The following is a 17,795-nucleotide window of genomic DNA, read 5'->3' as shown; positions in this document are numbered from 1 at the left end:
CGGCGCTCGATCTCATAGGCGAAGCCCCTCTCAAGACATGCCCCTGCGCTCCCCTCGAATGCTCTACCAACCACCCTCAATAAACATATTTTTGACGCCAAAAAACCACCACACCTGCCCTTATCGCAAAACGCCATAAGACCACTCATAGCTTTTTTGACGTTTTTTGAAAAAATTTTTCGATGCTGGCATAAAAACATCTAGCAACAGTTTCGTCCTTTATACACGGGGACCAAACACTTGTGTGCTATCAAATTGAAACTGTCCGCTACTGAAAAAATATTTAGAAATCTTTCATTCGGGCGAAACCCACTCCGGAACTTCTCCTGCGACCTGCCGCTCATAGTGCCGTAACGCATTTCCTGCCTCCGGGTTGTGAGAGATGACTTACAGATGAAACGGGCAGGTATCCACTACCTGCCTTGATAACTTCGACAGGTATCACGGAAACCCCGGAACCCTGTCCATGCAGGAGAGAAGCGTCCCTTAAAAATCGTCCTAGTGGTTGATTTCAAAGGATTTTTCCACTTGAAAAAACAAGCACAGCAAGGCGCCAAGTAGCGCATTGCAATAAAGACGGCTGCATTTCAGGGCACGTTTTTTAATTGATGGCTTTTTACTGCCAACTTTGAGTGCATAACTTTTTGCGCTCCGGATTTATTTTGCCTGCGCTCGGCGAAGTGTGCATTCGCCATGGATCCGTGCGCCCGAAAACTGTTGTTAATCAACCCGGCCGGCACTTCTGGTAAGCGTCGGCGTGATAAACACATGAGGTGATAGCGATGCGTATCAGCATCTTTGGTTTGGGTTATGTGGGTGCAGTCTGTGCAGGCTGCCTGACGGCGCGAGGCCATGAAGTGATCGGTGTAGACGTGTCCAGCACCAAGATCGACCTGATCAACCAGGGCAAGTCGCCCATCGTCGAACCTGGCCTGGAAGCACTGCTGCAACAGGGCATCGCCAATGGCCGCCTGCGCGGTACCACTGACTTCGCCGAAGCCATCCGTGCCAGCGACGTGTCGATGATTTGCGTGGGTACCCCCAGCAAGAAAAACGGCGACCTGGGCCTGGAGTACATCGAGTCGGTGTGCCGCGAAATCGGCTACGTGCTGCGTGACACCACCCGCCGCCATACCATCGTGGTGCGCAGCACCGTGCTGCCAGGCACCGTCAAGAATGTGGTCATTCCGATTCTCGAAGACTGCTCGGGCAAAAAGGCCGGCGTCGACTTCGGCGTGGCGGTCAACCCGGAATTCCTGCGTGAAAGCACCGCGATCAAGGACTACGACCAGCCACCAATGACCGTCATCGGCGAACTGGACAGCGCCAGCGGCGACATCCTGCAGGCCCTGTACGAAGAACTCGACGCCCCGGTGATCCGCAAGCCGATCGAAGTGGCCGAGATGATCAAGTACACCTGCAACGTGTGGCACGCCACCAAGGTCACCTTCGCCAACGAAATCGGCAACATCGCCAAGGCCGTCGGTGTGGATGGCCGTGAAGTGATGGACGTGGTCTGCCAGGACACCGTACTGAACCTCTCCCAGTACTACATGCGCCCTGGCTTCGCCTTCGGCGGCTCGTGCCTGCCCAAGGACGTGCGCGCCCTCACCTACCGTGCCGCCAGCCTCGACGTACGCGCACCGCTGCTCGACTCGCTGATGCGCAGCAACGAATCGCAGGTGCAGAACGCCTTCGAACTGATCGAAGCCCACGACAAGCGCAAGGTCGCCCTGCTGGGCCTGAGCTTCAAAGCCGGCACCGACGACCTGCGCGAAAGCCCGCTGGTAGAGCTGGCCGAGCGCCTGATCGGCAAGGGCTACCAGCTGGACATCTACGACGAGAACGTCCAGTACGCCCGCGTACACGGTGCCAACAAGGACTACATCGAGTCGAAGATCCCGCACGTGTCGTCGCTGCTCAACGCCGACTTCCAGCAGGTGATCGACAACGCCGACATCATCGTGCTCGGGAACCGTGACGAGCAGTTCCGTGCGCTGGCCCAACAAGCGCCAGCCGGCAAGCAGGTGATCGATCTGGTCGGCTTCATGAGCAAGCCGACCTGCACCACCAGCCGCACTGAAGGCATCTGCTGGTAAGTGCCTGGCCGGGCAGCGGAAGCCTCCCCACTTCCGCTGCCCACTCTCCCCCGAATTTTCGACGGATGCTGAACATGCAAAGGCTCCAGACCGTGCTGTTGCAGTGCGCCGGGTGGCTGCTCTACATGAGCCTGCTCATGCTGATCGCCCTGGCCCTGCCAGCCGATATCTTCGACTCGCAGTCGAAGCACTTCATCTTCCTGGTCGGCGCAGTCGGCATCTGGCGCTATTCCATGGGCGCCACCCATTTCATCCGCGGCATGATCTTCCTCTACGGCGTGTACCCGTACCTGCGCCGCAAAGTGCAGAAGATGGGCGATGCCACCGACCCGTCGCATGTGTACCTGATGGTGACCAGCTTTCGCATCGAAGCCCTGACCACCGCCCAGGTGTACAGCTCGGTGATCCGCGAGGCGATCAACTGCGGCTTCCCCACCACCGTGGTTTGCTCGCTGGTGGAAATGTCGGATGAACTGCTGGTGAAAAGCCTGTGGGCCAAATACAACCCGCCAGCCCATGTGAAGCTGGACATCGTGCGCATTGCCGGCACCGGCAAGCGCGATGGCCTGGCCTACGGCTTCCGCGCCATCTCGCGCATGCTGCCGGACGAAAACGCCGTGGTGGCGGTGATCGACGGCGACACCGTGCTGGCCGATGGCGTGGTCCGCAAGACCGTGCCGTGGTTCAAGCTGTTCCCCAACGTCGGCGGCCTGACCACCAACGAGTTCTGCGAAGTACGCGGCGGCTACATCATGAGCGAGTGGCACAAGCTGCGCTTCGCCCAGCGCCACATCAACATGTGCTCCATGGCGCTGAGCAAGCGCGTGCTGACCATGACCGGGCGCATGTCGATGTTCCGCGCCAGCGTGGTGACCAACCCTGAGTTCATTGCCGACGTCGAAAGCGACTCGCTGATGCACTGGCGCCTGGGCCGCTTCAAGTTCCTCACCGGTGACGACAAGTCCAGTTGGTTCAGCCTCATGCGTCTGGGCTACGACACCTTCTACGTGCCGGACGCCGCCATCAACACGGTCGAGCACCCGCCGGAGAAAAGTTTCTTCAAGGCGAGCCGCAAGCTGATGTACCGCTGGTACGGCAATAACCTGCGGCAGAACTCCCGTGCGCTGGGCCTGGGCCTTGGCCGCCTCGGGCTGTTCACCAGCATCGTGCTGTTCGACCAGCGCGTGTCGATGTGGACCAGCCTGCTGGGGCTGACCGTGGCGGTGATCGCCAGCCTCAAGTTCGGCCTGGCCTTCCTGCTGGTGTACCTGCTGTGGATCGGCATCACCCGCCTGATCCTCACCGTCATGCTGCTGTGCTCCGGCCACAACGTGGGCCCGGCCTACCCGCTGATTCTCTATTACAACCAGATCATCGGCGCGCTGATGAAGATCTACGTGTTCTTCCGCCTCGACAAGCAGTCGTGGACGCGTCAGCCCACTGCCCTCAAGCGTGACCTCGCCAGCTTTCAACAATGGTTCAACACCTGGTCCTCGCGGACCATGACCTTCTCGGCGGCCAGCATCTTCGTTGCTGTGCTGTTCATGGTCGTGTGAGCCCAACCCGGATCGGATCTAACAGGAACAAACCACCATGAATACCGCCGTGAACGTCAATGTCGTGCATGAGTCCGAAGCCCAGCGCCAACACGCCCGGGTGCGCATTCCCGCCAAGCTGCGTTTCCTGGACGCCCAGCGCCAAACCCACGAAGTGAAGGTCGACGACCTTTCCGCCGGTGGCCTGAGCTTCCACACCAAGCAGCCACTATCGGTAGGCGATGTAATGCGCGGGCGCTTGCAGTTCGTGGTCGACAACCTGGGCCTGTCGATCGACATCGAGTTTCAGGTGCGCTCGTACAACCCGAGCAGCGGCCGTACCGGTGCGCAGTTCCAGAACCTTGAACCCCGCGACATCGCCACGCTGCGGCACATCATCACCAGCCACCTGTCTGGTGAGCTGATCAGCATCGGCGACGTGCTCAGCACCCTGCAACGTGACAACTTCACCAAGGCGCGTAAGCAAAAAGACGGCGGCTCCGGCCTGAGCGCATTCGGCCGGTTCAAGGCAGTCACCGTCACCCTCGGCGTATTCGTGGTCGGCGTCGCGGCTTTCGGCTTTGTCGCCAAGTCGTTGTACGGCATGTATTTCGTCAGCCATGCCGAAGCCGGTGTGGTCGCGGTACCGACCACCACCATCACAATGCCACGCGACGGCACCGTGAGCAGCCTGGTCGAGGGCGGTGGGCAGATCGCCAAGGGCGCGCCATTGGCTAGCTTCACCACCAGCATGCTGGACATGCTCAAGGGCAATCTGGACGACGCGCAGCTGGAGCCGGCGAAGATCGAAGAGCTGTTCGGCAAGCAGCTGTCCGGCACCCTCACCAGCCCCTGCGATTGCGTGGTCGCCCGCCAACTGGTGGACGACGGCCAGTATGCCGCCAAAGGCCAGCCGATTTTCCAGCTGATCCCGCGCACCACCACGCCCATGGTCGAAGCCCGCTTCAGCTACCGCCAGTTCGACGAGGTCAAGCCAGGCACCCGGGTCAACTTCCAGGTGGCCGGAGAAGACGAAGTGCGCACCGGCCAGATCGTCAGCAGCGCCAGCCTCAACAGCGACGACCTCGCCTCCGACATTCGCGTGCAGATCAAGCCTGACAGCGGCCTGCCCGCCGAACTGGCCGGCCGCCCGGCTGCGGTCAACAGCGACCGTGGCCCATCGCTGAACTGGCTGATCGACAAAGCCGTGGCCCGTGGGCTGTAAGAGGATCACAGCATGATTCCCTACAAGAAGAGCGCAAGCCTGGGCCTGTGTGCCCTGGCTGCCGCCATCACCTTGGCCGGCTGTGCCGGCCTGCCCGACCAGCGCCTGGCCAACGAAGCCATGAAACGCGGTGACACGGCCTTGGCCGAGCGCAACTACAAGGCCCTGGCCGACCTGGGCTACAGCGAAGCGCAAGTGGGCCTGGCCGACATCAAGGTGGCCACCCGCGACCCGTCGCAAATCAAGGAAGCCGAGGCCACCTACCGCGCCGCAGCTGCCACGTCGCCCCGTGCCCAGGCACGCCTTGGTCGCCTGCTGGTGGCCAAGCCCGACAGCACCCAGGCCGAACGCGAAGAAGCCGAAACCCTGCTCAAGCAAGCGGCCCGTCAAGGCGAAAGCAATACCCTGATCCCGCTGGCGATGCTCTACCTCAGCTACCCGCAGAGCTTCCCCAAGGTCAACGCACAACAGCAGATCGACCAATGGCGCGCCGCCGGCAACCCGGAAGCGGGCTTGGCCCAGGTGCTGCTGTACCGCACCCAGGGCACCTACGACCAGCACCTGGGCGAGGTGGAGAACATCTGCAAGGCCGCCCTGAACACCACCGACATCTGCTACGTCGAATTGGCCACCGTATACCAGAAGCGTGGCCAGGCCGACCAGCAGGCCGACCTGCTCGCCCAGCTCAAAGCCGCCTACGCCCGTGGCGCAGTGCCGGCCACCCGGGTCGACAGCGTTGCCCGTGTGCTGGCTGACCGCAGCCTGGGCCAGACCGACGAGAAAACCGCCAAGGACCTGCTTGAGCAGGTGGCCCCGACGAACCCGGCGTCCTGGGTCAGCCTGGCGCAACTGGTGTACGACTTCCCCGAACTGGGCGACACCGACCAGTTGCTGGCCTACATCGACAAGGGCCGCGAAGCCGAACAGCCTCGCGCCGAACTGCTGCTGGGCCGCCTGTACTACGAAGGCAAGACCCTGCCAGCCGACGCCAAAAAGGCCGAGCAGCACCTGCAGGCTGCCGCCGACGCAGGCGAGATCAGCGCCCATTACTACCTGGGCCAGCTGTACCGCCGTGGCTACTTGGGCAACGTCGAGCCGCAGAAAGCCGTCGACCACCTGCTGACCGCCGCCCGTGGCGGGCAGAACAGCGCCGACTATGCCCTGGCCCAGCTGTTCAGCGAAGGCCACGGCATCCGCCCGCAACCGGGCAACGCCTGGGTGTTCGCCCAGCTGTCGCAGGTCAACCCGACGCCGCAATCGAGCGAACTCTTGCAGCAACTCGACCAGCAACTCACGCCTGACCAACGTAGCCAGGCCCAGCAACTGCTGGCGCAAGAGAAGCAGGCACGCGGCAGCATGGCCCAGGGCGCGAACAGCCCCCTGGCACTCGAAGCCCTGCAAGACGACGAAAAAGAAGTAGACGGTGAGGACTCGCTATGACGCTCAATCCCTTCGTGAAAGCTGGCATCGGCCTGAGCTTCGCCCTGCTGTGGTCCTGCCCGACCCTGGCGGAAATGACCGCTGAGAAAAACTTTGGCCTGGACGTGAAAATCACCGGCCAGTCGGAAGACGACCGCGACCTGGGCACCCGCCCTGGCGGCGACGTCAACGGCCTGGGCCTGGACCTGCGCCCGTGGGTATACGGCGAGCGCGGCAACTGGAGCGCCTACGCCATGGGCCAGGCCGTCGCCGCCACCGACACCATCGAAACCGACACCCTGCGCCAGAACGACGACGGCACCACCACCGACACCGGTGACGACAGCCGCCAGCCAGACAAAAGCTACCTGGCCATGCGCGAGTTCTGGGTGGGCTACAGCGGCCTCACCGCTTACCCCGGCGAGCAACTGCGCCTCGGTCGCCAGCGCCTGCGCAGCGACGATGGCATGTGGCGCGACACCAACATCGAAGCACTGAACTGGACCTTCGACACCACCCTGCTCAAGGCCGACCTGGGCGTGGCCCAGCGCTTCAGCGAATACCGCACCGACCTCACCGAGCTGGCCCCGGAAGACAAGGACCGCACCCACATCTACGGCAACGTTGCCACACAGTGGACCCCTGGCCACTGGGTAGGCGTGCGCGCCCATCACACCCACGACAGCGGCAGCCTGAAAAAACCGGGTGAAACCGTCGACGCACTGGACAAGACCCGCACCGGCGACCTGACCTGGCTGGGCCTGGAAGCCAACAGCGACGCCTACAACTGGCGCAACGACCACACCGTCAACTACTGGGGCAGCGTCACCTGGCTGACCGGTGACCGCGACACTCTCAGCAGCCAGGCCGTCGGCGACGAGCAGGTTGCCACTGGCAAGCAGAGCGGCGACGTCAACGCCTGGGCCACCGACCTCGGCATCCGCCTGCGCCTGGACCCGCAATGGCAGGTCGGTGCGGCCTATGCCCGTGGCAGCGGCGGCGGTGGCGACGACGGTTCGAACAACTTCGAGCAAACCGGCCTTGAGAGCAACCGCTCCAACTTCACCGGCACCCGCTCGCGCGTGCACCGCTTCGGTGAGGCATTCCGTGGCGAGCTGGGCAACCTGCAGGCCGCCACCCTGTTCGCCTCCTGGCAGCTGCGCGACGACTACGACGCCAGCCTGATCTACCACAAGTTCTGGCGTGTCGACGGCAACCAGAACATCGGCTCCAGCGGCATCAATGCCGCCGTCGACGACAACGGCGTCAGCCGCCAGCTGGTCGACGGTGAAAAAGACCTTGGCCAGGAAATGGACGTGGTTGTGACCAAGTACTTCAAGCAAGGCCTGCTGCCAGCCTCCATGAGCCAGGCCATCGACGAACCGTCCGCCCTGGTGCGCCTGCGCGCCGGTGTGTTCAAGCCGGGCGACGCCTACGGCAAGGAAGCGGACTCGTACATGCACCGCGCCTTCGTCGACGTGATCTGGCGATTCTGAGGCCGGGAGAAACCTGATGAACCTTCACCCGCACTTACGTCACAGCCTGTTGGCCAGCGCCTTGCTGCTGGCCAGCGGCCTGGTCGCCGCCGCAGAACCCCAGGTGATTGCCAAGGAACTGCAGCAGGCCAAGACCTATACCGTGGCCAGCGCGCCAATCGAGCCGCTGCAGATGGACCCGCCAAAGCTGCCCGACCTGACCGGCTTCACCGCCGAGGCGGTGCAGAAGAAGATCGACCGCAGCCACAAGGGCAAGGTCAGCCTGCGCCGCATGTTCCAGGAGGACACCCTCAAGGAGTTCGTCGGCGGCGACAACAAGGCGGCCGAGTGGGTGCAACGCCAGCACGGTATACCCCAGGCGATTTTCGTCGATGACGGCCATGTCGACCTGGTGGAGCTGAGCAAGAAGGTGCCCAAGCAGTACCTCAGCGAAGTCGAGCCGGGCGTGTACCTGGCGCGCCTGCCAATTGTGGTCGGGCAAAAGGGCATCCTCGAGATCGACGGCAAGGTCAAGCAGTTGCGCCTGTCCCAGGAGGGCGGTTCGTTCCTGGTCAACGACGGCAAGCTGTTCGTCACCGACACCCAGGTGACCGGCTGGCGCGAGAAGGACAACGGCCCGGCGACCTTCCGCTCGCCCAAGGAATTCCGCCCGTTCCTGCTGTCGTGGGGCGGTACCGAGACTTACATCGTCAATACGAAGATGGCCAGCTTCGGCTACGCCAAGTCCAAATCGTATGGTGTGAGCATCTCGCAGTACACGCCGAACATGGCCAAGCGCATGGGCCGACCGGAACCCACCGGCTGGATCATCGGCTCTGAGTTCAGCGACATGTGGTACGGCTTCTATTGCTACGAAACCCAGGACTTCGTGGTGAAGGACAGCACCTACCGCGACAACATCGTCTACGGCATCGACCCGCACGACCGCTCGCACCGCCTGATCATCGCCGGCAACACGGTGTACGGCACCAAGAAGAAGCACGGCATCATCGTTTCGCGTGAGGTGAACGACAGCTGGATCATCAACAACAAGAGCTACGACAACAAGCTCTCGGGTGTGGTGATCGACCGTAACAGCGTCAACAACCTGATCGCCTACAACGAGATCTACCGCAACCACACCGACGGCATCACCCTGTACGAAAGCGGCGACAACCTGATCTGGGGCAACAAGCTGATCAACAACCGCCGCCACGGCATCCGCGTGCGTAACAGCGTGAACATCCGCCTGTACGAAAACATCGCCATGGCCAACGGCCTGGTGGGCGTGTACGGCCACATCAAAGACCTGTCCGACACCGACCGCGATATCGCCCTGGACCCGTTCGACACCAAGGTGTCGCTGATCCTGGTGGGCGGTGAGCTGACGGCCAACGGCTCCGGCCCGCTGTCGATCGACTCGCCGCTGTCGGTCGAGCTGTACAAGGTTTCGATGCTCGCCCCGCGCAAGGCCAGCGGTATCAGCCTCAACGGCATCCTGGGCGAACGCCAGGACGAAATCCTCGACCTGCTGGTACGCCAGCAAAAGGCTGTGCTGATCGACCCGGTCGAACGCCAGACCGAAATGATCGATTAAGGAAGCCCAGACCATGACCCCACACCTGATGAAACTGCTGGGCCTGTCCGCCGCCCTTCTGGCGATCAGCCAGGGCGTGCGCGCCGACGACGTGAAGGCCCCCACCTTCACCGCCGAGCCGTGCTGCCAGCTGTGCCCTGAAGCGCATGACGCCAGCCGCTACACCACCCGTTACCAGCAAAACTTCACCACGCTGGTGCAGGCCAAAGGGGACTGGCTTTTCCGTACCCGCGAAGACCTGCGCACCGAGTTCAACACCACCCCGGCCGGCTACAAACGCCTGCAGCAGGTGCACGACGCGTTCAAGAAGCGCGGCGTGGAACTGGTGGTGGTCTACCAGCCGACCCGTGGCCTGGTGAACCGCAACATGCTCAACCCGGCCGAGAAAGCTGCCTTCGATTACCAGAAGGCGCTGGGCAACTACCAGGCCATGCTCAAGCGCTTTGCAAGCATGGGCTACAACGTGCCCGACCTGTCGCCGCTGACCAACGAACAGCTGGCCGCCGCCGACCAGGGCAAGGACTTCTACTTCCGTGGCGACCAGCACTGGACACCTTACGGCGCCGAGCGCGCGGCCAAGATCGTGGCCGACACCGTGCACCACATGCCGGCCTTCGAAGGCATCCCGCGCAAGGAATTCGAAACGAAAAAATCCGGGCGCATGGGCAAGACCGGCACCCTGCACAACGTCGCCGGCCAGCTCTGCGGCACCAGCTATGCAGTGCAGTACATGGACCAGTTCGCTACCGAGCCGAAAGGCTCCAGCGGCGGTGGCGACGACCTGTTCGGTGACAGTGGCAACGCGCAGATCACCCTGGTCGGCACCAGCCACAGTGGCAAGAACTACAACTTCTCGGGCTTCCTCGAACAGTACATCGGTGCCGACGTGCTCAACGTCGCCTTCCCCGGCGGAGGCCTGGAAGGTTCGATGATCCAGTACCTGGGCAGCGAGGAATTCCAGAAGAACCCGCCGAAGATCCTGATCTGGGAGTTCTCCCCGCTGTACCGCCTGGACCAGGAAACCATCTGGCGGCAAATCCTCGGCCTGCTCGACAACGGCTGCGACGACCGCCCGGCGCTAATGAGCGCCAGCACCACCCTCAAGCCCGGCAAGAACGAGCTGATGGTCAACGGCAAGGGCGGCGTGATCAAAGACCTGATCAACCGCAACCTGCAGATGGACGTGAAGTTCGAAGACCCGTCGGTGAAGGTATTGCAGGCCACCCTGTGGTACCTCAACGGCCGCCACGAAGACATCAAGCTGGAAAAACCGGAAACCTCCGACACCGACGGCCGCTTTGTCTTCCAGATGCGTGAAGACGAGGACTGGGCCAGCCAGAGCCTGCTGGCCTTCGAGGTGCAAGGCCCGGAAAGCGGCACCCAGAAAGTCGAAGCCAAGCTCTGCAAACGCAACAACTTCGCCGTGCCCGCGCAAACCGCGCAGGCCGGCCAGTGAGGCGACCCATGACCACCTTCAAGCGAATCTTCCGCCCCGCCCTGCTCGCGCTGGCCCTGTTCGGGGGGGCCGCGCACGCCGCGCTGGTACCCCCCCAGGGGTACTACGAGGGGATCGAAAAGCTCAAGACCGGCGACGGTAACTTCCGCTGCGAAGCAACGCCCAAGCCGTACACCGGTGCGCTGCAGTTCCGCAGCAAGTACGAAGGTTCGGACAGTGCCCGGGCAACCCTCAACGAGGATTCAGAGCAGGCCTTCCGCGATTCCACCAAGGACATCACCACCCTGGAGCGTGGCGTGGCCAAGATGGTCAACCAGTACATGCGCGACGGACGCCCGGCACAACTCGACTGCGCCCTGACCTGGTTGGGCACCTGGGCGCGTGCCGATGCGCTGATGTCCACCGACTACAACCACACCGGCAAATCCATGCGCAAATGGGCGTTGGGCAGCATGAGTGGTTCTTGGCTGCGCCTGAAGTTCTCCAACTCGCAGCCGCTGGCCGCGCACCAGGCCGAGGCCGAGCTGATCGAAAAATGGTTCGCCCGCCTTGCAGAGCAAACCGTGCGCGATTGGAGCAACCTGCCGCTGGCGAAGATCAACAACCACAGCTACTGGGCCGCCTGGTCAGTCATGGCCACCTCGGTGGCGACCAACCGCCGCGACCTGTTCGACTGGGCCGTGAAGGAATACAAGATCGGCGCCAACCAGGTCGACGAGCAGGGCTTCTTGCCCAACGAGATCAAGCGCAAGCAGCGCGCCCTGGCCTACCACAACTACGCCCTGCCACCGCTGGCGATGATCGCCAGCTTTGCCAAGGCCAACGGTGTGGACCTGCGCAGCGAAAACAACTTTGCCCTGCAGCGCCTGGGGGAAGGCGTGCTGTACGGCGCTCGCGATCCTAAGCACTTCGCGGAACGCGCAGGCGAAAAGCAAGACATGAAAGACCTCAAGGTCGACAGCAAGTACGCCTGGCTCGAACCGTGGTGCGCGCTGTACCAGTGCGTGGGTGACACGCTCGAACGCAAGCACGGCATGCAGCCATTCGACAGTTTCAGGCTCGGCGGCAACCTGACCCGGGTCTATGACCCGAGCGCAGACACCAAGAAGTAACGCAAAACCCTGTAGGAGCTGGCTTGCCTGCGATGGGCCGCGAAGCGGACCCGACAATGGCTGGGCAAGACTTCGCCTTGCATCGCAGGCAAGCCAGCTCCTACAGGGATCTAGGTAGCCCCCCACATTTGTGTGGGGGGTTTGGGGGGCGCTGTGCCCCGGATGCTGTGAACAAAAAGGAGAACCGGGATGGTCTTCTCGTCCAACGTGTTCCTGTTCCTGTTCTTGCCGATCTTCCTCGGCCTGTACTACTTGAGCGGGCAACGCTATCGCAACCTGCTACTGCTGGTCGCCAGCTACATCTTCTATGCCTGGTGGCGGGTGGACTTCCTGGCCCTGTTCGCCGGGGTCACCCTGTGGAACTACTGGATCGGCCTTAAAGTCGGCGCCGCCGGCGTGCGCACCAAGCCGGCCCAGCGCTGGCTGCTGCTGGGCGTGGGCGTCGACCTGGCAATCCTTGGCTACTTCAAGTACGCCAACTTCGGTGTCGAAAGCCTGAACGCGATCATCAGCTCGTTCGGCCTGGAGCCGTTCATCCTCACCCACGTGCTGCTGCCGATCGGTATCTCGTTCTACATCTTCGAGTCGATCAGCTACATCATCGACGTGTACCGTGGCGACACCCCGGCTACCCGCAACCTCATCGACTTTGCAGCGTTCGTGGCGATCTTCCCGCACCTGATCGCCGGCCCCGTGTTGCGCTTCAAGGACCTGGTCGACCAGTTCAACAACCGCACCCACACCCTGGACAAGTTCTCCGAAGGTTGCACCCGCTTCATGCAGGGCTTCATCAAGAAAGTGTTCATTGCCGACACCCTGGCGGTGGTGGCCGACCACTGCTTCGCCCTGCAAAACCCGACCACGGGCGACGCCTGGCTGGGCGCGCTGGCCTACACCGCGCAGCTGTACTTCGACTTCAGCGGCTACAGCGACATGGCCATCGGCCTGGGCCTGATGATGGGCTTCCGCTTCATGGAGAACTTCAAGCAGCCCTACATCAGCCAGTCGATCACGGAGTTCTGGCGGCGCTGGCACATCAGCCTGTCGACCTGGCTGCGCGACTACCTGTACATCACCTTGGGCGGTAACCGCAAAGGCACCTTCAACACTTACCGCAACCTGTTCCTGACCATGCTGTTGGGCGGCCTGTGGCACGGCGCCAACTTCACCTACATCATCTGGGGTGCCTGGCACGGCATGTGGCTGGCCATTGAGCGTGCGCTGGGCATCGACACCAACCCGCAGCGCTTCAACCCGGTGAAATGGGCCTTCACCTTCCTGCTGGTGGTGGTCGGCTGGGTGATCTTCCGCGCCGAAAACCTGCACGTGGCCGGCCGCATGTACGGCGCCATGTTCAGCTTTGGCGACTGGCAGCTGTCGGAACTCAACCGTGCCCAACTGACCGGCCTGCAAGTGGCCACCCTGGTGATCGCCTACCTCACCCTGGCGTTCTTCGGCCTGCGCGACTTCTACCGCAATGCCAAGCCTTCGCCCAAGGCGACCCCGGTGCAGGTCAACACTGACGGCTCGATCGGCCTGGACTGGACCCGGGTGATGACCCGCGCCCTGGTGCTGCTGCTGTTCGTGGCCTCGATCCTCAAGCTCTCGGCGCAAAGCTACTCGCCGTTCCTGTACTTCCAGTTCTGAGGCCGATGACATGAACCGTACTTTACGCATCACGTATTCACTGTCGTTCCTCGGCTTGCTGGTGGGCATGGGCGTGTGGTCCACCGGTGGCCTGCAAAGCTTCCAGCGTACCGAGCAGATGACCGTGCTCAACGGCAAGCTGGCCAAGGCCGCCGAAACCCACTACGACGAGCAGTTCCCGATCAAGCGCCTTGGCACCAACCTCTGGGCCGCGCTGGACTTCAAGCTGTTCAACGAAGGCCGCCCCGGTGTGGTGCTGGGCCGCGACCAGTGGCTGTTCAGCGACGAAGAGTTCAAGCCCACCGCCGGTGCCGAGCAACTGATGCAGGAAAACCTGGCGCTGATCCGCGGCGTACGCGACACCTTGCAGCAGCACGGCAGCCAGCTGGTGCTGGCCATCGTGCCAGCCAAGGCGCGTATCTATTCGGAATACCTGGGCAAGGAGCAACCGGCCAGCCTGCACGACGACCTGTACAACCAGTTCCATGCTCAGGTGCGCCAGGCCAACGTGTTCGCCCCCGACCTGCAAGCGGCCATGGAACAAGCCAAGGCCCGTGGCCAGGTTTTCCTGCGCACCGACACCCACTGGACGCCGATGGGCGCCGAAGTGGCAGCGCAGGCGCTGGCTGAAGCCGTAAGCCGACAGAACCTGCTCAACGGCGACCCGCAAACCTTCGTGACCGAAGCCGGCAGCACTGCGCCCTACAAAGGCGACCTGACCAACTTCCTGCCGCTCGACCCGCTGTTCAGCAACCTGCTGCCAACCCCGGACAACCTGCAACAACGCACCACCCGCCCGGCAGAAGCAGCGGCTGACGGCGACGACGCGCTATTTGCCAACAACGAGATCCCGGTAGCGCTGGTGGGCACCAGCTACAGCGCCAACCCGCACTGGAACTTCCTTGGTGCGCTGCAACAAGCGCTGCGCAGCGACGTGGCCAACTACGCCGAAGACGGCCACGGCCCGCTGCTGCCAATGCTCAAGTACCTGCAAAGCGACGCCTTCAAGAACGCCGCACCACAGGTGGTGGTGTGGGAGTTCCCCGAACGTTATCTGCCCATGAAAAACGACTTGAGCAGCTTCGACCCGCAGTGGATCGCGCAGCTGAAGAACACCCGTAAATCCGAAGAAAACCTGGCCTTGTCGTCCACCCGGACGAACCACTGAACGATAGAGAGGAAATGCACATGACTACCAAGACTTCCATTGCCAAAGCCCTCACCCTCGCGGCCGGCCTTTCCCTTGCTTCGATGCAGGCCTTCGCCGGTGCCGACGCCGCCCTGTATGGCCCAAGCGCGCCGAAAGGTTCGACCTTCGTGCGCCTGTACAACGCCGCCAGCGCACCCGCTGCCGCTTCGGTCGGCAACACCCAGATCAAACAGGTAGGCGCTCAGGCCAGCAGCGACTTCAGCTTCCTGCCAGGCGGCGACTATACCGCCCAGGTTGGCGGCAAGAGCGTGCCGGTGAAGCTGGCCTCGGACAAGTACTACACCCTGGTCAACAGCAGCAGCGGCAACCCGCAACTGATCGAAGAACCGCCGTTCAAGAACAAGCAGAAAGCCCTGGTGCGCGTGCAGAACCTGAGCGACCAGCAGCTGACCCTGAAAACCGCCGATGGCAAGACCGAAGTGGTCAAGCCGGTGGCCGCCAACGGCCGTGGCGAACGTGAAATCAACCCGGTGAAGGTCAACCTGGCGTTGTTCCAAGGCGACAAGAAAGTGGGCGACGTGAAACCCGTCGCCCTGGAGCGCGGCGAAGCCGCAGTGCTGTACGTAACGGGTTCCGGCAACGCCTTGTCGCCGGTGTGGGTAACTCGCCCCGTGGCTAGCAACTGATCCCTCTGCCTATTAACGACTATTGGAGAAACATGATGATCCCGGTAATTCTTTCTGGTGGTAGCGGTTCGCGTCTGTGGCCTCTGTCGCGCAAGCAGTTCCCTAAACAGTTCCTGGCCCTGACCGGTGAACACACCCTGTTCCAGCAAACCATCGAGCGCCTGGTGTTCGAAGGCATGGACACACCGATCGTGGTCTGCAACAAGGACCACAAGTTCATCGTCCAGGAGCAACTGGCTGCCCTGAAGCTGGAAACCCAAGGCATCCTGATGGAGCCGTTCGGCCGCAACACCGCGCCGGCCGTGGCCATGGCCGCCATGAAGCTGGTCAACGAAGGCCGTGACGAGCTGATGCTGGTACTGCCTGCCGACCATGTGATCGATGACCAGAAAGCCCTGCAACGCGCACTGGCCCTGGCCACCGTGGCCGCCGAGCGCGGCGAGATGGTGCTGTTCGGCGTACCGGCGACCAAACCGGAAACCGGCTACGGCTACATCCGCTCCAGCCAGGACGCACTGCTGCCCGAAGGCGTGGCGCGGGTGGCACAGTTCGTTGAAAAACCCGATGAAAAACGCGCCGCCGAGTTCGTCCAGGCCGGTGGCTACTTCTGGAACAGCGGCATGTTCCTGTTCCGCGCCAGCCGCTTCCTCGAAGAGCTGAAAAAGCACGACGGCGACATCTATGACACCTGCGTGCTGGCCCTGGAGCGCAGCCAGGAGGACGGCGATGTGCTGAGCATCGACGAAGCCACCTTCGCCTGCTGCCCGGACAACTCCATCGACTACGCGGTGATGGAAAAAACCCAACGCGCCTGCGTGGTGCCGATGTCGGCCGGCTGGAGCGACGTGGGCTGCTGGTCGTCACTGTGGGAAGTGCATGAAAAGGACGAGGACGGCAACGTCACCAAAGGCGACGTGGTGGTGCAGGACAGCCGCAACTGCATGATCCATGGCAACGGCAAGCTGGTGTCGGTGATCGGCCTGGAAAACATCGTGGTGGTCGAGACCAAGGACGCCATGATGATCGCCCACAAGGACAAGGTCCAGGGCGTGAAGCAGATGGTCAAGACCCTGGACGAACAGGGCCGCACGGAAACCCAGAACCACCTGGAAGTATATCGCCCGTGGGGCTCGTACGACTCGGTGGACATGGGCGGCCGCTTCCAGGTCAAGCACATCACCGTCAAGCCGGGCGCCAGCCTGTCGCTGCAGATGCACCACCACCGTGCCGAGCACTGGATCGTGGTGTCGGGTACTGCCGAGGTGACGTGTGACGAGAACGTGTTCCTGCTGACCGAGAACCAGTCGACGTACATTCCGATTGCCTCGATCCACCGCCTGCGCAACCCGGGCAAGATCCCGCTGGAGATCATCGAGGTGCAGTCCGGTAGCTACCTGGGCGAGGATGACATCGAGCGCTTTGAGGATGTTTATGGGCGGACATCGACGCCGGTCGAGCGTGGGGTTTCGGTGAAGACCATCGCCCAGTAAAGAAACAGGCTTGAGACAAAAGCCCCGTTACCTTTTCAGGTACGGGGCTTTTCACTGCCCATGATTACTTGGGGCGCCAATCGATTTCGAGATGCCCATCACTCACCTTGTAATCAGTCCCGTTATGCGTGAAGGAATAACTGAAATCGAAGGACAGTCGGGCATTCTCTTCAGACCTGAAATCCGTGATGATCATGTCTCGGGTCGCAATCAAGCCTTGATTGACCGCCGCGAAAGCGTACCCGTGCCCTTGACTATCGATATTCAAGTAAGTGCCTAGCGATGACAGCCCTCCCTTCAGGTCTTTTTGCTGGGTAACCAAAATACTGCGCCGCCCTGCATTACTGGCTCGCACATTGAAGTTATCGGCGACAAAACCGGCGTTATCCGAAAGCGCAGGGCTGATACATGCCGACGCAGCGACTACCGGGTGGTTATTCTGTAGCGCAACGCAGGGGCTAATGGTGAAAGCACCCTCAGTTACCTCAAACGCTTGGCCATTTTCATCCTCCCCCTTGAACGTGAACTTCGCCGAGATCGCACCAGTTGCTTGCACTTCAGTGATGACAAGCTTTCCGCTCTTTGCAGGCCCTTTACCTTGGATGCCAAGAAACGCCCTTATCTTGCCCTGACCTTCAGGCTCGATGGGGAAACTGCCCACACCGATTGCTTCAGGAAAACCGATATAGATAAAGGGTTCGTCATTCAATGCCCTGTCGTCGATCGCGAGAATGCCAAAGCCTGGTTGATAATCAATGGCGCTGGCTTCGAATGTTGTGCCCGATGACAATGTAGCCTGCATCGTTCCAGTGAAGGCCCATTGTTTGGCATCCGTGTGTATCGCGTTCATTTCCCTATCTCCAGTAAAGATTGAAGTATTGTCAAACTACCCAGGCAGTGGGCA

General features: G+C 61.9%; 13 protein-coding genes. 12 read left to right on the top strand and 1 reads right to left on the bottom strand.

What is annotated here, in order from left to right; all coding sequences use genetic code 11:
• The first annotated feature begins 782 nt into the window (after positions 1–782).
• From PM2_RS02490 to PM2_RS02435, 12 genes are all read left to right on the top strand, one after another.
• Positions 783–2,099, top strand: coding sequence for a nucleotide sugar dehydrogenase (locus tag PM2_RS02490; RefSeq protein WP_016713524.1), 1,317 nt, complete (start codon positions 783–785; stop codon positions 2,097–2,099).
• A 74-nt stretch (positions 2,100–2,173) separates the two neighbouring features.
• On the top strand, positions 2,174–3,655 hold the full coding sequence (locus PM2_RS02485) for a glycosyltransferase family 2 protein (RefSeq protein WP_033724073.1): 1,482 nt from the start codon (positions 2,174–2,176) through the stop codon (positions 3,653–3,655).
• Between the two features lie 37 nt (positions 3,656–3,692).
• Positions 3,693–4,859 carry an alginate biosynthesis protein Alg44 gene (locus tag PM2_RS02480; RefSeq protein ID WP_028698623.1) on the top strand — a complete coding sequence of 389 codons (1,167 nt, stop codon included), beginning with the start codon at positions 3,693–3,695 and terminating at the stop codon, positions 4,857–4,859.
• A 12-nt stretch (positions 4,860–4,871) separates the two neighbouring features.
• Positions 4,872–6,299, top strand: a complete 1,428-nt coding sequence (gene algK, locus PM2_RS02475) for an alginate biosynthesis TPR repeat lipoprotein AlgK (RefSeq protein WP_028698624.1) — start codon at positions 4,872–4,874, stop codon at positions 6,297–6,299.
• The gene (locus PM2_RS02470) at positions 6,296–7,774 is read left to right on the top strand and encodes an alginate export family protein (protein ID WP_016713520.1); all 1,479 of its coding nucleotides are present in this window, start codon (positions 6,296–6,298) and stop codon (positions 7,772–7,774) included. Before algK ends, PM2_RS02470 begins: the two co-directional genes overlap by 4 nt.
• A gap of 16 nt (positions 7,775–7,790) precedes the next feature.
• A complete protein-coding gene (gene algG / locus PM2_RS02465; protein ID WP_016713519.1) occupies positions 7,791–9,350 on the top strand; it encodes a mannuronan 5-epimerase AlgG in 1,560 nt (519 codons plus the stop codon).
• A gap of 13 nt (positions 9,351–9,363) precedes the next feature.
• The gene (locus PM2_RS02460; protein ID WP_016713518.1) at positions 9,364–10,806 is read left to right on the top strand and encodes an alginate O-acetyltransferase; all 1,443 of its coding nucleotides are present in this window, start codon (positions 9,364–9,366) and stop codon (positions 10,804–10,806) included.
• A gap of 8 nt (positions 10,807–10,814) precedes the next feature.
• Positions 10,815–11,918 (top strand): mannuronate-specific alginate lyase, encoded by a 1,104-nt coding sequence (locus tag PM2_RS02455; RefSeq protein ID WP_016713517.1) that lies wholly within the window; start codon positions 10,815–10,817, stop codon positions 11,916–11,918.
• 189 nt (positions 11,919–12,107) lie between these two features.
• On the top strand, positions 12,108–13,565 hold the full coding sequence (locus PM2_RS02450; RefSeq protein WP_016713516.1) for an MBOAT family O-acyltransferase: 1,458 nt from the start codon (positions 12,108–12,110) through the stop codon (positions 13,563–13,565).
• Between the two features lie 10 nt (positions 13,566–13,575).
• Positions 13,576–14,733 carry an alginate O-acetyltransferase gene (locus PM2_RS02445; protein ID WP_016713515.1) on the top strand — a complete coding sequence of 386 codons (1,158 nt, stop codon included), beginning with the start codon at positions 13,576–13,578 and terminating at the stop codon, positions 14,731–14,733.
• Positions 14,734–14,753: 20 nt separating this feature from the next.
• Complete coding sequence (locus PM2_RS02440) at positions 14,754–15,401, top strand: alginate O-acetyltransferase AlgF (RefSeq protein ID WP_016713514.1); 648 nt, start codon at positions 14,754–14,756, stop codon at positions 15,399–15,401.
• Between the two features lie 35 nt (positions 15,402–15,436).
• On the top strand, positions 15,437–16,891 hold the full coding sequence (locus PM2_RS02435) for a mannose-1-phosphate guanylyltransferase/mannose-6-phosphate isomerase (protein WP_028698625.1): 1,455 nt from the start codon (positions 15,437–15,439) through the stop codon (positions 16,889–16,891).
• A gap of 64 nt (positions 16,892–16,955) precedes the next feature.
• On the opposite strand, the gene PM2_RS02430 is transcribed toward PM2_RS02435, so the two are convergent.
• Positions 16,956–17,741 (bottom strand): hypothetical protein, encoded by a 786-nt coding sequence (locus PM2_RS02430; RefSeq protein WP_016713512.1) that lies wholly within the window; start codon positions 17,739–17,741, stop codon positions 16,956–16,958.
• Between the last annotated feature and the right edge of the window lie 54 nt (positions 17,742–17,795).

This window comes from Pseudomonas monteilii NBRC 103158 = DSM 14164, assembly GCF_000730605.1.
GTDB classification, from domain to species: domain Bacteria; phylum Pseudomonadota; class Gammaproteobacteria; order Pseudomonadales; family Pseudomonadaceae; genus Aquipseudomonas; species Aquipseudomonas monteilii.
The sequence above is the reverse complement of the archived record's forward strand: the minus strand, read 5'-3'. Positions and strand labels throughout refer to the sequence as shown.

Bases quoted from the DNA above. Each gene is read 5' to 3' on its own strand.
- PM2_RS02490 (WP_016713524.1), top strand. From the start codon at position 783: ATGCGTATCAGCATCTTTGGTTTGGGTTATGTGGGTGCAGTCTGTGCA.
- PM2_RS02485 (WP_033724073.1), top strand. From the start codon at position 2,174: ATGCAAAGGCTCCAGACCGTGCTGTTGCAGTGCGCCGGGTGGCTGCTC.
- PM2_RS02480 (WP_028698623.1), top strand. From the start codon at position 3,693: ATGAATACCGCCGTGAACGTCAATGTCGTGCATGAGTCCGAAGCCCAG.
- algK (WP_028698624.1), top strand. From the start codon at position 4,872: ATGATTCCCTACAAGAAGAGCGCAAGCCTGGGCCTGTGTGCCCTGGCT.
- PM2_RS02470 (WP_016713520.1), top strand. From the start codon at position 6,296: ATGACGCTCAATCCCTTCGTGAAAGCTGGCATCGGCCTGAGCTTCGCC.
- algG (WP_016713519.1), top strand. From the start codon at position 7,791: ATGAACCTTCACCCGCACTTACGTCACAGCCTGTTGGCCAGCGCCTTG.
- PM2_RS02460 (WP_016713518.1), top strand. From the start codon at position 9,364: ATGACCCCACACCTGATGAAACTGCTGGGCCTGTCCGCCGCCCTTCTG.
- PM2_RS02455 (WP_016713517.1), top strand. From the start codon at position 10,815: ATGACCACCTTCAAGCGAATCTTCCGCCCCGCCCTGCTCGCGCTGGCC.
- PM2_RS02450 (WP_016713516.1), top strand. From the start codon at position 12,108: ATGGTCTTCTCGTCCAACGTGTTCCTGTTCCTGTTCTTGCCGATCTTC.
- PM2_RS02445 (WP_016713515.1), top strand. From the start codon at position 13,576: ATGAACCGTACTTTACGCATCACGTATTCACTGTCGTTCCTCGGCTTG.
- PM2_RS02440 (WP_016713514.1), top strand. From the start codon at position 14,754: ATGACTACCAAGACTTCCATTGCCAAAGCCCTCACCCTCGCGGCCGGC.
- PM2_RS02435 (WP_028698625.1), top strand. From the start codon at position 15,437: ATGATCCCGGTAATTCTTTCTGGTGGTAGCGGTTCGCGTCTGTGGCCT.
- PM2_RS02430 (WP_016713512.1), bottom strand. From the start codon at position 17,741: ATGAACGCGATACACACGGATGCCAAACAATGGGCCTTCACTGGAACG.